Origin of the sequence: Rheinheimera muenzenbergensis (assembly GCF_036984005.1) — a bacterium.
Taxonomy (GTDB): domain Bacteria; phylum Pseudomonadota; class Gammaproteobacteria; order Enterobacterales; family Alteromonadaceae; genus Alishewanella; species Alishewanella muenzenbergensis.
In genome coordinates this window covers 1-15,511 of the sequence record NZ_JALAAR010000031.1, presented here as the reverse complement: position 1 = coordinate 15,511, position 15,511 = coordinate 1, and the positions used below count along the sequence as shown (strand labels likewise).

Here is a 15,511-nt window from a genome sequence, read left to right as displayed (position 1 = left end):
ACAGTTGGTGCTGGTGTAGTATCAAAAATCATTGCTTAATTGGCATTGATTAAAAAAGGCCCTGCGGGGCCTTTTTTGTTGTTCTGTATCTTAAATATGCTGCAATAAGATACGGTAAGCTTGTGTTAGTACGCTAAGACAGTATAATGAGCGGCTATTTGAAAACATGGCGTAAGTCAGGTTTACAACCTTGTAGGGGCATAGTTCCAATTGGTAGAACAGCGGTCTCCAAAACCGATGGTTGGGGGTTCGAATCCCTCTGCCCCTGCCAATATTTTTCGGCAGAGCTTTAGCTCTGTCGGTAGTGTGTTGCTATAAGCAAGTCTAGGTGAAGTGAGTCAAAGCATGAACGCAGCAAGTGAAACCCCAAAAAGCGGATTTGACCTGATTAAATGGTTGCTGGTCTTTGTAATTTTGTCACTGGCCGTGGTCGGTAACTATATCTACGAGCTGGGCGCGTTAGAGCGTGCCGTTGCAGTGGTAGTGTTAGTTATTATCGCCGGTGTAGTGGCTGGGCAGACCGAAAAAGGCAGAACCTTTATCAACTTCGCCAAAGAATCACGTACCGAAGTGCGTAAAGTAGTTTGGCCTACCCGGCAGGAAACAATGCAAACTACCTTAGTAGTGTTAGTTGCCACTATTATCATGGGTTTGATCCTGTGGGGCCTGGATGCAATTTTACTGCGCGTAGTATCATTTTTAACAGGATTGGGGATCTAAACCATGGCAGCAAAGATGCGTTGGTATGTGGTGCAGGCCTTCTCTGGCTTCGAGCAACGGGTTGCGACCTCTCTGCGCGAACATATCAAAATTAACCAGATGGAAGACAAGTTCGGTGAGGTTTTAGTACCTACTGAAGAAGTGATTGAAATGCGCGCTGGCCAGAAACGTAAGTCAGAGCGTAAATTCTTCCCAGGTTACGTACTGGTACAAATGGAAATGTGCGAAGAAGCCTGGCACTTGGTTAAAAGCGTACCGCGTGTATTAGGTTTTATCGGTGGCACTTCAGATCGTCCGGCGCCTATTTCTGAAAAAGAAGCCATGACCATACTGAACCGCCTGCAAGACAATGTTGATAAGCCGAAACCGAAGACATTATTTGAAGCTGGTGAAGTGGTGCGCGTAACTGAAGGACCATTTGCTGACTTTAACGGTGTTGTTGAAGAAGTAGACTACGAAAAGAGCCGCGTGAAAGTGTCGGTGTTAATTTTCGGCCGTTCTACGCCAGTCGACCTGGAATTTGCCCAGGTAGAGAAAGCTTAAGATAAAGATTGTAACCGGGCGCTGATTAAAATATAATCTGCGCCCTTTTTAGCATTGGGAAGCCGTTTGAGTAAGTGTCCTCGCACTTACGAGGCTAAGACCCAGAAACAGAGGTGAAACATGGCAAAGAAAGTCACTGCACTTATTAAATTGCAGGTTAAAGCCGGTATGGCTAACCCGTCGCCACCGGTAGGTCCGGCGTTGGGTCAACACGGTGTAAACATCATGGAATTCTGTAAAGGCTTCAATGCCCGTACAGAGAGCCTTGAGAAAGGTATGCCAATCCCAGTAGTAATTACTGTGTACAGCGATCGTTCTTTCACGTTCGAAACCCGTACTCCTCCAGCATCTTTCCTGTTACTGAAAGCAGCTGGCTTAAAAGGTGGTTCAGGTCGTCCTAACACCCAGAAAGTTGGCAAAATCACTGCAGCTCAGGTTGATGAGATCGTTAAGATCAAACAGCCAGATTTAACTGCTGCTGATCATGCTGCTGCGGTGCGTACCATCGAAGGTACTGCTCGTTCTATGGGTTTAGTGGTGGAGGGCTAACAGATGGCTAAATTAACCAAACGCGCTAAGTTAATCCGCTCTAAAGTAGATTCAACCCGCGAATACGACATCAACGAAGCTGTTGCTCTGTTGAAAGAATTAACTGCCGGCAAGTTCGTTGAGAGCGTTGACGTTGCGGTAAACCTGGGTATCGACGCCCGTAAATCAGACCAGAACGTGCGTGGTGCTACTGTACTGCCACACGGTACTGGTCGTACTGTTCGTGTTGCTGTTTTCACTCAGGGTGCAAACGCTGACGCTGCTAAAGCTGCCGGTGCCGACATCGTTGGTATGGAAGACTTAGCTGAACAGGTTAAAAAAGGCGTAATGGATTTTGACGTAGTTATCGCATCACCAGACGCTATGCGCGTTGTTGGTATGTTAGGTCAAATCTTAGGCCCACGTGGTTTAATGCCTAACCCGAAGACTGGTACTGTTACCCCTAACGTAGCAGAAGCAGTTAAAAACGCGAAGGCAGGCCAGGTGCGTTACCGTAACGACAAGAATGGTATCATCCATTCAACTATCGGTAAGATCGATTTCGACGCTGACAAGCTGAAAGAGAACTTAGAAGCACTGCTGGTTGCACTGAAGCGTGCTAAGCCATCAGTAGCTAAAGGCGTTTACATCAAGAAAGTTACCCTTTCTTCTACTCATGGTGCAGGCGTAGCCCTGAACCAGGCGTCTCTGAGCGCAGTAGTTTAAGGTTAAATGCTTTACAGGGTGCAGTGATTATTTTATAATCTTGCGCTCATTTTTTAGGGTAGAAGCCGTGTTTTTTTGAACACCGGCTTCCGTCCAAGACCGTAGGTGTCGCGAATTTCGAAAGAAATAAGTGACTTAAAACTAAAAACCTACGCAGACGGTGCAGGCCCCAGATAGAATTCTATTCGTTCTGGTCTCACCGTAAATCGCGCGCTTTGTGGCAACATAAAGCGATGTGTAGGCAAACGGGCAATAATGCCCGGATGAACCAGGAGTTAAGAGCCCATGGCTATTAAGCTTGAAGACAAAAAAGCACTTGTTGCTGAAGTCCAGGAAGCTGCCAAAGGTGCTTTATCTGCGGTTGTCGCAGACGCTCGTGGTGTCACTGTAGGCAAAATCACTGCGCTGCGTAAGCAAGCGCGTGAAGCCGGTGTATGGATGAAAGTTGTCCGTAACACACTGGTTCGCCGTGCAGTAGAAGGCACCGAGTTTGAGTGTCTGAACGATGTATTCGTAGGCCCGACGTTAATTGCATTCTCTAAAGAGCACCCAGGTGCTGCAGCGCGTATCTTTAAAGATTTCGCGAAAGAGAACAAAGACTTCGAGTTGAAAGGTGCAGCGTTTAATGGCGCCACGGTAAACATTGAAGTGTTAGCATCGTTACCAACTTACGACGAAGCTATTGCACGTTTAATGAGCACCATGAAAGAGGCAGCAGCCGGCAAACTTGTACGTACAATTGCCGCGGTTCGCGACCAAAAACAAGAGCAAGCCGCGTAATTTTACGTTTGGTTTGAAGCAGAGTTTAATCGGGACAAGTCCCCTAATTTAGGAATCTGAGCAATGTCAGTGACTAAAGATCAAATCTTAGATGCTATCGCAGCAATGTCTGTAATGGACGTAGTTGAATTAGTATCTGCAATGGAAGAAAAGTTCGGTGTGTCTGCAGCTGCTGCTGTAGCAGTTGCTGCAGGTCCTGCGGCTGCTGTTGAAGAACAAACTGAATTCAACGTAGTTCTGGCTGGTGTTGGTGCTAACAAAGTTGCTGTTATCAAAGCAGTACGTGGCGCTACCGGTCTGGGCCTGAAAGAAGCGAAAGACTTGGTTGAATCAGCTCCGGCTGCAATCAAAGAAGGCGTTTCTAAAGCCGAAGCTGACGCTCTGAAGAAAGAACTTGAAGAAGCTGGTGCTTCTGTTGAAGTTAAATAATCCGGCTTATCCCGGATTATTAGCCTGAAGTTCAGGCCGGGCTGGTGATGAATTAATCACCGGCCTTTTTGCGCTGTGGGACAATGATTTCCCCACCCCTGTTGATACTATGGCTGGTATCAAAAGCGACCTGTAACGGGTTGTTGGGAAAAAAATCAGCAAGCTGAGGAACCCCATGACTTACTCTTATTCTGAGAAGAAACGTATCCGTAAGGACTTCGGCAAACGTCCGGAAGTATTGGATGTGCCATACCTGCTGTCGATTCAAATTGAGTCTTTCGGCAAATTTATCGAGCCTGATCCGGAAGGAGAATACGGTTTAGAAGCCGCATTCCGCTCTGTATTCCCTATTAAAAGCTATTCAGGCAGTGCGGAATTGCAGTACGTCAGCTACCGCATCGGGGAACCCGTATTTGACGTGAAAGAATGTCAAATTCGCGGTGTTACTTACTCAGCACCATTACGCGTAAAACTGCGCATGGTGTTATTCGATAAAGAAGCACCAGGTACGATCAAAGATATCCGTGAGCAAGAAGTCTATATGGGCGAAATCCCGTTGATGACTGAAAACGGTACCTTTGTTATTAACGGTACTGAGCGAGTTATCGTGTCTCAGTTACACCGTAGCCCGGGCGTATTCTTTGATCACGACCGTGGTAAAACCCACTCGTCAGGCAAGGTATTGTATAACGCCCGCGTTATTCCTTACCGTGGTTCATGGTTAGACTTTGAATTTGACGCTAAAGACGCGCTGTTTGTGCGTATTGACCGTCGTCGTAAATTACCGGCCACTATATTATTGCGTGCGCTGGAGTTTAGCACTGAAGATATTCTGAATACCTTCTTTGAAAATACCCGTTTTGAAATTAAAGACGGCAAACTGTTAATGGAAGTTGTAGCAAACCGCCTGCGCGGTGAGACAGCAGCCTTTGACATTAAAGACAACGATGGCGAAGTGATCGTAGAAGCCGGCCGTCGTATTACTGCACGCCACGTGCGTCAGCTGGAAAAAACCGGTCTGACCCTGATGGAAGTACCACATGAGTACGTTGTAGGCCGTGTGCTGGCCAAGAATTATGCTGACCGTTCAACCGGAGAGATTATTGCCGAGGCGAACGCAGAGCTCACACTGGAGCTGTTGGCAAAACTTTCGAAAGCAGGCTATGACGCTTTCGAAACACTGTATATAAACGATCTTGACCAGGGTGCTTATGTTTCTGAAACCCTGCGTATCGATCCTAGCAGCAACCGGATGGAAGCATTGGTAGAAATCTACCGCATGATGCGCCCGGGCGAACCACCAACAAAAGATGCTGCTGAAACCTTATTTGAAAACCTGTTCTTCTCTGAAGATCGTTATGACTTATCTACCGTAGGCCGGATGAAGTTCAACCGCCGTGTAGGTTTTGACGAAGGGGTTGGCTCAGGCGTGCTGAGCAAAGAAGACATCCTGGCTGTAATGAAGGTGTTAATCGACATCCGTAATGGTAACGGCGAAGTGGACGATATCGACCACTTAGGTAACCGTCGTATCCGTTCTGTTGGCGAAATGGCTGAAAACCAGTTCCGCGTTGGCTTAGTGCGTGTTGAGCGTGCGGTGAAAGAGCGTCTGTCACTGGGTGACTTAGATGCCGTTATGCCACAAGATCTGATCAACGCTAAACCAATTTCAGCGGCAGTAAAAGAGTTCTTCGGCTCAAGCCAGCTGTCACAGTTTATGGATCAAAACAACCCGTTGTCAGAAGTGACGCACAAACGCCGTATTTCTGCGTTAGGCCCGGGTGGTTTAACACGTGAGCGTGCAGGTTTCGAAGTACGTGACGTACACCCGACGCACTATGGCCGGGTATGTCCAATCGAAACGCCTGAAGGTCCGAACATCGGTCTGATCAACTCGCTGTCTATGTTTGCCCAAACTAACGAGTATGGTTTCCTGGAAACACCATACCGTCGTCTGGAAGACGGTGTAGTAACTGACGAAGTTGATTTCCTGTCAGCCATCGAGGAAGGTAACTTTGTTATTGCACAGGCTAACGCTGAACTGAACGCGGAAAACCGTTTATCAGAAGAATTAGTTCCTTGTCGTTACAAGAACGAATTTACTCTGATGCCAGCAGACAAAGTGCAGTATATGGACGTTGCACCACAGCAGATCGTATCGGTAGCTGCGGCGTTAATCCCGTTCCTGGAACACGATGATGCTAACCGGGCACTGATGGGCTCGAACATGCAACGTCAGGCTGTACCAACTCTGCGTGCTGATAAGCCGCTGGTAGGTACCGGTATTGAACGCGTTGTGGCAAAAGACTCAGGTGTTACTGTGGTTGCTAAACGTGGTGGTGTAATCGATTATGTCGATGCCAGCCGTATTGTGATCAAAGTAAATGAAGAAGAGATGGTAGCCGGTGAAGCTGGTATCGACATTTACAACCTGACCAAATACACCCGTTCTAACCAGAACACCTGTATTAACCAGCGTCCATGTGTAAACCATGGTGAGCCAATCGAGCGTGGTGATGTATTAGCTGACGGTCCGTCTACCGACTTAGGTGAGCTGGCGTTAGGCCAAAACTTACGCGTAGCCTTCATGCCGTGGAACGGTTACAACTTCGAAGACTCGATTTTGTTATCTGAGCGTCTGGTGCAGGAAGATCGTTTAACCACGATCCACATTCAGGAATTAAGCTGTATCGCTCGCGATACCAAGCTGGGTGCTGAAGAGATCACCGGTGATATTCCAAACGTCGGTGAATCTGCGCTGTCCAAGCTGGATGAAGCCGGTATCGTTTACATCGGTGCTGAAGTAAAAGGCGGTGACATTCTGGTTGGTAAGGTTACGCCTAAAGGCGAAAGCCAACTGACACCAGAAGAAAAGCTGTTACGTGCTATCTTCGGTGAAAAAGCCTCTGATGTTAAAGACACCTCACTGCGGGTACCAAACTCAGTAACAGGTACTGTTATTGACGTGCAGGTATTTACCCGTGATGGCGTTGAAAAAGACAAGCGCGCGCGTGAAATCGAAGAAATGGAAGTCAAACAGGCGAAGAAAGACCTGAATGAAGAATTCCGTATTCTGGAAGCCGGTATTTTCAGCCGTGCTCGTAACCTGCTGGAGCAAAGCGGTGTAGATCGCGCCAAGCTGGATACCATGAAAGGCGATGCGCTGTTTAACCAAAGCTTAAGCGATGAAGATAAACAGAACGATCTGGAACAATTAGCGGCCCAGTACGAAGAAATTCGCGTTGAATACGATAAGAAGTTCGAAGCCAAACGTCGTAAGATTGTGCAGGGCGATGACCTGGCACCTGGCGTACTGAAGATCGTTAAGGTGTATCTGGCGGTTAAACGTCGTATTCAGCCGGGTGATAAAATGGCCGGCCGTCACGGTAACAAGGGTGTTATTTCAACAATAGTACCTGTTGAAGATATGCCATATGACGAGCATGGTAAGCCGGTTGATATAGTACTGAACCCGCTGGGCGTACCTTCACGGATGAACATCGGTCAGATTTTGGAAACTCACTTAGGCCTTGCTGCCCGTGGTATCGGTGACAAAATTGACGCCATGATCAAAGAGCAGAAAGAAACGGCTGAAATCCGTGACTTCCTGACCAAGGTGTATGCATTGGGTGAATCGCGTCAAGATGTTGATATCGCCAGCTTCACTGATGACGAAGTGCGTCGTTTAGCAGAGAACTTGCGTAAAGGCTTACCTGTTGCCACTCCGGTGTTTGACGGTGCTAAAGAGTCTGAAATCAAGCAGTTGCTTGAGTTGGGTGACTTACCTTCAAGCGGTCAGATCACGCTGTATGATGGACGTACCGGTAATACCTTCGAGCGTAAGGTTACCGTAGGTTACATGTACATGTTAAAACTGAACCACTTGGTTGACGATAAGATGCACGCGCGTTCTACCGGTTCTTACAGCTTAGTAACGCAACAGCCGCTGGGTGGTAAAGCTCAGTTCGGTGGTCAGCGTTTCGGTGAGATGGAAGTGTGGGCACTGGAAGCATACGGCGCAGCATACACGCTGCAGGAAATGCTTACCGTTAAGTCGGACGACGTTAACGGCCGGACCAAGATGTATAAGAACATCGTTGACGGTGACCACAGAATGGAACCTGGCATGCCAGAATCTTTCAACGTATTGATGAAAGAGATCCGTTCGCTCGGTATTAACATCGAATTGGAAGAGGAATAAACCGACCTTGAGTTGGGGGGCAGGCAACTGCCCCATTCCGGTTTACCTCTTACAGGAGAGCTAAGGTGAAAGACTTATTAAAGTTTCTGAAACAACAAACTAAAACCGAAGAGTTTGATGTTATCCGTATCGGTTTATCTTCACCGGACATGATCCGTTCATGGTCCTTTGGTGAAGTTAAGAAGCCAGAAACGATCAACTACCGTACCTTTAAACCCGAGCGTGATGGTTTATTCTGCGCCCGTATTTTTGGCCCGGTAAAAGATTACGAGTGTTTGTGTGGTAAATACAAACGCTTGAAGCACCGTGGTGTGATTTGTGAAAAGTGTGGCGTTGAAGTTACGCTGACTAAAGTACGTCGTGAGCGTATGGGCCACATTGAGCTGGCCAGCCCGACAGCCCACATCTGGTTCTTGAAATCACTGCCAAGCCGTATCGGTTTGCTGCTGGATATGACACTGCGTGATATCGAGCGCGTGCTGTATTTCGAAAGCTATGTTGTGACAGAGCCTGGCATGACGTCGTTAGAGCGCCGTCAGATGCTGACTGAAGAAGAATACTTAGACGTGCTGGAAGAGCATGGCGATGAGTTTGAAGCCAAAATGGGTGCAGAAGCAATTCTGGATATCCTGAAAGGCATTGATCTGGCAACTGAAATCAAGCAAATGCGCGAAGAGCTGCCAACCATCAACTCAGAAACCAAGCGTAAGAAAATCAGCAAGCGTCTGAAACTGATGGAAGCGTTCCACACTTCTGGTAACAAACCAGAGTGGATGATTATGACAGTGCTGCCAGTATTGCCACCGGATTTACGTCCATTGGTACCATTGGACGGCGGTCGTTTTGCAACCTCAGATCTGAACGACTTATACCGTCGCGTGATCAACCGTAACAACCGTCTGAAGCGTCTGTTAGATTTATCTGCACCGGACATTATCGTACGCAACGAAAAGCGTATGTTACAGGAAGCAGTAGATGCGCTGTTAGACAACGGCCGTCGTGGTCGCGCTATCACCGGTTCTAATAAACGCCCACTGAAATCTTTGGCCGATATGATCAAAGGTAAGCAGGGTCGTTTCCGTCAGAACCTGTTGGGTAAACGTGTTGACTACTCAGGCCGTTCGGTAATCACCGTAGGTCCTACACTGCGTTTACATCAGTGTGGTCTGCCAAAGAAAATGGCACTGGAACTGTTCAAACCATTTATTTACGGCAAATTGGAAGCGCGTGGTTTAGCCACTACCATCAAAGCTGCCAAAAAGATGGTAGAGCGTGAAGAAGGCGCAGTATGGGACGTGCTGGATGAAGTCATCCGTGAACATCCGGTATTACTGAACCGTGCACCAACACTGCACCGTCTGGGTATTCAGGCGTTCGAACCGGTACTGATTGAAGGTAAAGCGATTCAATTACACCCGTTAGTGTGTGCGGCTTATAACGCCGACTTCGACGGTGACCAAATGGCGGTACACGTACCGTTAACCATTGAAGCCCAGTTAGAAGCCCGTGCGTTGATGATGTCTACCAACAACGTACTGTCACCTGCTAACGGCGAACCTATTATCGTACCTTCACAGGACGTTGTATTAGGTTTGTACTACATGACGCGTGAAGCGGTAAACGCTAAAGGCGAAGGCATGATGTTCAAAAGTGCGAAAGAAGCTGAAAAAGCATTTCGCGCTGACTGTGCCAGCCTGCACGCTAAAGTAAAAGTGCGCATTACGGAAGTAGAGATTGCTGAAGATGGTACCCGCACTGAAACCACTGCGGTGCGTGATACTACAGTTGGCCGTGCTATTTTGTACTCCATTTTGCCAGAAGGCTTAGCCTTTGATTCAATCAACCTGGCAATGGGCAAGAAGCAGATTTCACGCTTATTAAACGGTGCTTATCGTCGTATCGGTCTGAAAAAGACGGTTATCCTGGCTGACCAGATCATGTATACCGGTTTCCATTACGCTATGTTATCAGGCGTATCGGTTGGTATTAACGATATGGTTATTCCGGCGGCAAAAACTGAAATCATCGACGCAGCAGAAGCTGAAGTGGCTGAAATTCAGGACCAGTTCCAACAAGGTTTGGTTACTGCCGGTGAAAAGTACAACAAAGTTATCGATATCTGGTCAACGGCTAACGAAGTGTTGTCCAAAGCGATGATGGACAACCTGTCAAAAGAAGACGTGGTTGACCGTGACGGTAACACCGTCCAACAGCAATCGTTTAACTCAGTGTATATGATGGCCGACTCCGGCGCCCGGGGTTCACCGGCGCAGATCCGTCAGCTGGCTGCAATGCGTGGTCTGATGGCTAAACCGGATGGTTCGATCATCGAAACGCCTATCACGGCTAACTTCCGTGAAGGCTTAAGCGTATTACAGTACTTCATCTCAACCCACGGTGCGCGTAAAGGTCTTGCCGATACTGCACTGAAGACTGCTAACTCGGGTTATCTGACCCGTCGTCTGGTAGACGTAGCGCAAGATTTAGTAGTGACTGAACACGATTGTGGTTCAGATCAGGGCATTATCATGAAACCGCTGATTGAAGGTGGTGACGTGGTAGAAGGTCTGCGTGAGCGCGTATTGGGTCGTGTGGTTATAGGTGATGTTGTATCACCAACAACCGGTGAAGTATTAGTTGCTGATGGCACTATGCTGGACGAGCAATTATGTGATGCGTTAGAGCAGAACTCTATTGACGAAGTGCACGTACGCTCAGTAATTACCTGTAAAACCGACTTTGGTGTTTGTGCCAAATGTTATGGCCGTGATTTAGCGCGTGGTCACCTGATCAATGCCGGTGAAGCTGTGGGTGTTATCGCCGCACAGTCAATCGGTGAACCAGGTACACAGCTGACGATGCGTACCTTCCACATCGGTGGTGCGGCATCACGGGCATCGGCAGAAAACAGCGTACAGGTTAAAACGGCCGGTACTTTAAAACTGCAAAACGCCAAGTTTGTGCGTAACGCTGATAACAAGATTGTTATTACCTCACGTTCAGCTGAAGTAACGGTGTTTGATGAATTAGGTCGTGAGAAAGAGCGTTATAAACTGCCGTACGGTTCTATCCTGACGACAGATGATAATGCCAAGATCACCGCTGGCCAAATCGTGGCGAACTGGGATCCGCATTCACACCCAATCATCGTAGAGCGCGGTGCTAAGGTAAACCACAGCGATGTGGATGACACTAACACTGAAGTTCAACAGGACGAGCTGACCGGTTTAACCCGGACAGTGGTAAAAGATTTGGCCAAGGCAAACGCCAAAGAGCCAAAACTGATCCTGACCATGGATGACGGCGCACTGCAGGAAATCCGTTTACCAAGCTTTACCACTATCGAAGTAACCGATGGTGCCACGGTGAAAGCCGGTGAAGTATTGGCACGTATTCCACAGGAAAGCTCGAAAACCCGAGACATCACCGGTGGTCTGCCGCGCGTTGCTGACTTGTTCGAAGCGCGTAAGCCAAAAGATCCGGCTATTCTGGCCGAAATCTCTGGTGTGATCAGCTTCGGTAAAGAGACAAAAGGTAAGCGTCGTCTGTTAATCACGCCAGATCAGGGTGATGTACATGAAGAGATGATCCAGAAATGGCGTCAGGTTAATGTGTTCGAAGGTGAGCGCATTGAAAAAGGCGAAGTTATCTCTGAAGGCCCGGAGTCTGCACACGATATCCTGCGTTTACGTGGTGTACACCATGTAGCCAGCTACATTGTGAACGAAGTGCAGGACGTTTACCGTCTGCAGGGCGTTAAAATTAACGATAAGCACATCGAGACGATTATCCGTCAGATGCTGCGTAAGTGTTTAATTACACACCCTGGCGACAGTGAGTTCTTAGAAGGCGAACAGGCTGAAGTAGCGCGTGTTAATATCGCTAACCGTGAACTGGAAGCTGCCGGCAAAATGCCAGCGCAGTACGAGCGTTCATTGTTGGGTATTACCAAGGCGTCACTGTCAACTGACTCGTTTATCTCGGCAGCGTCGTTCCAGGAAACCACCCGCGTTCTGACTGAAGCCGCCGTTGGCGGTAAGATTGACGAACTGCGTGGTCTGAAAGAAAACGTTATTGTTGGCCGCTTGATCCCGGCAGGTACTGGTTTTGCGTATCACCAAAACCGTATCCGTCAGCGTCAGCGTGCCGCAAGCGGTGAAGTCGAACAACCAGCAATGAGTTCAGAAATGGCGGAGCAGGCACTGTCTGATGCGCTGAATATGGATTTATCTGGTAACGACGAGTAAAAGCAGGGTAACAGGGCTGAATGTTGCTTAAATTAGCAGCAATCGGCTTTGTTCCTTGACAGGTCAAAGCTTGACCATTAGAATTCCGCGACCCCAAATTTGGGGTGCGGAATTTTCACGTTTATTGGGTATATATTAACCAGGAGTATTTAATGGCAACAATCAACCAGCTAGTGCGTAAGCCGCGCAGCCAGAAGGTAGCCAAGAGCACCGTTCCGGCGCTTGAAGCTTGCCCGCAGAAGCGTGGTGTTTGTACCCGTGTATACACCACTACACCTAAGAAGCCAAACTCAGCATTACGTAAGGTATGCCGTGTTCGTTTAACTAACGGATTCGAAGTTTCTTCTTACATCGGTGGTGAAGGCCATAACCTGCAAGAGCACAGTGTTGTGCTTATTCGCGGTGGCCGGGTAAAAGACCTGCCAGGTGTGCGTTACCACACCGTACGCGGCACATTAGACTGTGCTGGCGTTAAAGATCGTAAACAAGCCCGTTCTAAGTACGGCGCAAAACGGCCTAAGAAATAACGGTACTCCGTTAGTAAGGCCAAACTAAACAACTTTTTTTCTTTAATGTATTAAAAGTTTTGGAATCACCTGAAGCAATCGGAGTTACGAATGCCAAGAAGACGCGTCATAGGTCAACGTAAAATTCTTCCAGATCCTAAGTTCGGAAGTGAATTACTTGCCAAGTTTGTAAACGTCGTTATGGTCGACGGAAAAAAATCAATCGCTGAATCAATTGTATACGGCGCATTAGAAATCGCAGCAACGAAATCTAAGAAAGTACACTTAGACATTTTCGAAGTGGCACTGGACAACATCCGCCCAACAGTGGAAGTTAAATCACGCCGTGTAGGTGGTTCTACCTATCAGGTACCATGTGAAGTACGTCCGGTACGTCGCAATGCGTTAGCTATGCGTTGGTTAGTTGAAGCAGCCCGTAAACGTGGTGAAAAATCAATGGCTCAACGTCTTGCTGGTGAGATGTTAGATGCTGTTGAAAACAAAGGTTCTGCGGTTAAGAAGCGTGAAGACGTGCACCGTATGGCTGAAGCTAACAAAGCGTTCGCCCATTTCCGTTGGTAAGCTAGTCTTAACAAGAGGATATTATTGTGGCACGTACAACCCCAATAGAACGCTACCGCAACATTGGTATCTGTGCTCACGTAGATGCGGGTAAAACCACAACTACTGAGCGTGTACTGTTTTACACCGGTCTGTCACATAAGATCGGTGAAGTACACGACGGCGCAGCGACCATGGACTGGATGGAGCAGGAACAGGAGCGTGGTATTACTATCACGTCTGCTGCAACTACGACGTTTTGGGCTGGTATGAATGCTCAGTTTGAGCAGCATCGCGTTAATATCATCGATACACCTGGCCACGTTGACTTCACGATTGAGGTTGAACGTTCGCTACGGGTGTTAGATGGTGCAGTGGTTGTGTTGTGTGGGTCCTCAGGAGTTCAACCGCAAACTGAAACGGTTTGGCGTCAAGCCAATAAGTATGAAGTGCCGCGGTTGATCTTCGTCAATAAAATGGACCGCACCGGAGCCAACTTCCTACGCGTTGTTAAACAGGCGCAAACGCGTCTAAACAGTACTATAGTGCCAATTCAGCTGCCGATCGGCGCTGAAGATGATTTCGCAGGTGTAGTCGATCTGATCAAGATGAAAGCCATTAACTGGAATATGGAAGACCAGGGTATGACATTCACTTATGAAGAGATCCCTGCTGATATGGTAGAAGAATGTCAGCTGTGGCGGCAAAATCTTATCGAAGCAGCGGCAGAAGCCAGCGAAGATATGATGGAGCGCTATTTAGAAGGCGACGACTTTACCGAAAGCGAAATCAAAGCGGCGTTGCGGGTATTAACACTGCGCAATGAAGCGGTTTTAGTGTTGTGTGGTTCAGCGTTCAAAAACAAAGGTGTTCAGGCCGTGCTGGATGCGGTAATCGAGTACTTACCTTCTCCTACAGAAGTTAAGGCCATTACTGGTATCAATGAAGACGAGTCTGAAGGCGAGCGTCACTCGAGTGACGATGAACCTTTTGCAGCACTGGCGTTTAAAATTGCCACTGACCCCTTTGTGGGTACGCTAACATTTTTCCGGGTCTATTCCGGTGTCATCAACACTGGTGACACTGTGTACAATCCGGTAAAAATGAAAAAAGAGCGTATTGGTCGTGTCGTGCAAATGCACGCTAACAACCGTCAGGAAATTAAAGAAGTACGTGCCGGCGATATTGCTGCGGGTATCGGTTTTAAAGATGTAACTACAGGTGACACCTTGTGTGACCCTGAGCATGTTATTACTCTGGAGCGAATGGAGTTTCCGGAGCCGGTAATTTCAGTTGCTGTTGAACCGAAAACGAAAGCAGATCAGGAAAAAATGGGTATCGCGCTGGGTAAACTGGCGGCTGAAGATCCATCTTTCCGTGTCCACACCGATGAAGAAACCGGCCAGACTATCATTTCTGGTATGGGTGAGTTACACCTGGACATCATCGTTGATCGTATGCGTCGCGAATTTAAAGTTGAAGCTAACGTGGGTAAACCACAAGTTTCTTATCGCGAAACATTGCGTGCTGCTACTGAGGTCGAAGGTAAATTCGTACGTCAGTCTGGCGGTCGTGGACAATTCGGTCACTGCTGGCTGAAGATTGAGCCGCAGGAAGAAGGTGCCGGTTATGAGTTTGTGAATGCTGTTGTAGGTGGTGTTATTCCAAAAGAATATATTCCAGCTATAGATAAAGGTATTCAGGAGCAAATGAAAAACGGTGTTCTTGCTGGCTATCCGGTAATTGACGTAAAGGTTACTGTGTTTGATGGTTCGTACCACGATGTTGACTCAAACGAAATGGCGTTTAAAATCGCTGCTTCTATGGGCTTCAAGAAAGGTGCACTACAAGCCAAACCGGTCATTCTTGAACCTATCATGAAAGTTGAGGTGGTAACACCGGAAGACTTCATGGGTGATATTGTTGGTGACTTAAACCGTCGTCGCGGTATTATTAACGGTATGGAAGATGCGCCTGGTGGTATCAAAATCGTTGATGCGCACGTTCCGCTGTCAGAAATGTTTGGTTACGCAACCAACATGCGTTCGCTGAGTCAGGGGCGGGCTTCATATTCAATGGAACCATTGAATTATGCCGAAGCTCCTAGCAACGTAACCGAAGCGATTATCGCTGCGCGTAAAGCATATTAATAACTTAGTTTGGCCTGTTACGGCAGGCCGCAATTAAATAAAGAAGGGTCTATCCATGGCTAAGGCTAAATTTGAACGAGTAAAACCGCACGTAAACGTAGGCACCATCGGTCACGTTGA

At 47.8% G+C, this 15,511-nt stretch carries 11 protein-coding genes and 1 tRNA gene; all 12 read left to right on the top strand.

The genetic code is table 11. From position 1 onward, the window contains the following. Positions 1 to 194: 194 nt before the first annotated feature. Positions 195 to 271 (top strand) — tRNA-Trp (locus MN202_RS20100). 74 nt (positions 272 to 345) lie between these two features. Then, a complete protein-coding gene (gene secE, locus MN202_RS20095) occupies positions 346 to 720 on the top strand; it encodes a preprotein translocase subunit SecE (RefSeq protein ID WP_335737918.1) in 375 nt (124 codons plus the stop codon). Between the two features lie 15 nt (positions 721 to 735). Further along, the gene (gene nusG / locus MN202_RS20090) at positions 736 to 1,263 is read left to right on the top strand and encodes a transcription termination/antitermination protein NusG (protein WP_408015069.1); all 528 of its coding nucleotides are present in this window, start codon (positions 736 to 738) and stop codon (positions 1,261 to 1,263) included. Between the two features lie 120 nt (positions 1,264 to 1,383). Beyond that, positions 1,384 to 1,812: a 50S ribosomal protein L11 gene (gene rplK / locus MN202_RS20085; protein ID WP_027672427.1), complete on the top strand. Its 429-nt coding sequence runs from the start codon at positions 1,384 to 1,386 to the stop codon at positions 1,810 to 1,812. A gap of 3 nt (positions 1,813 to 1,815) precedes the next feature. Next, complete coding sequence (gene rplA, locus MN202_RS20080) at positions 1,816 to 2,517, top strand: 50S ribosomal protein L1 (RefSeq protein ID WP_335737916.1); 702 nt, start codon at positions 1,816 to 1,818, stop codon at positions 2,515 to 2,517. A 285-nt stretch (positions 2,518 to 2,802) separates the two neighbouring features. Next, on the top strand, positions 2,803 to 3,297 hold the full coding sequence (gene rplJ, locus MN202_RS20075) for a 50S ribosomal protein L10 (RefSeq protein ID WP_068231322.1): 495 nt from the start codon (positions 2,803 to 2,805) through the stop codon (positions 3,295 to 3,297). Between the two features lie 63 nt (positions 3,298 to 3,360). Further along, positions 3,361 to 3,726 (top strand): 50S ribosomal protein L7/L12, encoded by a 366-nt coding sequence (gene rplL, locus MN202_RS20070; protein WP_335737915.1) that lies wholly within the window; start codon positions 3,361 to 3,363, stop codon positions 3,724 to 3,726. A gap of 175 nt (positions 3,727 to 3,901) precedes the next feature. Next, positions 3,902 to 7,927, top strand: coding sequence for a DNA-directed RNA polymerase subunit beta (rpoB, locus tag MN202_RS20065; RefSeq protein ID WP_335737914.1), 4,026 nt, complete (start codon positions 3,902 to 3,904; stop codon positions 7,925 to 7,927). 65 nt (positions 7,928 to 7,992) lie between these two features. After that, positions 7,993 to 12,174 carry a DNA-directed RNA polymerase subunit beta' gene (gene rpoC / locus MN202_RS20060; protein WP_335737913.1) on the top strand — a complete coding sequence of 1,394 codons (4,182 nt, stop codon included), beginning with the start codon at positions 7,993 to 7,995 and terminating at the stop codon, positions 12,172 to 12,174. 152 nt (positions 12,175 to 12,326) lie between these two features. Continuing rightward, positions 12,327 to 12,701, top strand: a complete 375-nt coding sequence (rpsL, locus tag MN202_RS20055) for a 30S ribosomal protein S12 (RefSeq protein ID WP_019677787.1) — start codon at positions 12,327 to 12,329, stop codon at positions 12,699 to 12,701. A 90-nt stretch (positions 12,702 to 12,791) separates the two neighbouring features. Further along, a complete protein-coding gene (gene rpsG, locus MN202_RS20050; protein ID WP_335737912.1) occupies positions 12,792 to 13,262 on the top strand; it encodes a 30S ribosomal protein S7 in 471 nt (156 codons plus the stop codon). Positions 13,263 to 13,288: 26 nt separating this feature from the next. Further along, complete coding sequence (fusA, locus tag MN202_RS20045; RefSeq protein WP_335737911.1) at positions 13,289 to 15,391, top strand: elongation factor G; 2,103 nt, start codon at positions 13,289 to 13,291, stop codon at positions 15,389 to 15,391. The last annotated feature ends 120 nt before the right edge of the window (positions 15,392 to 15,511 follow it).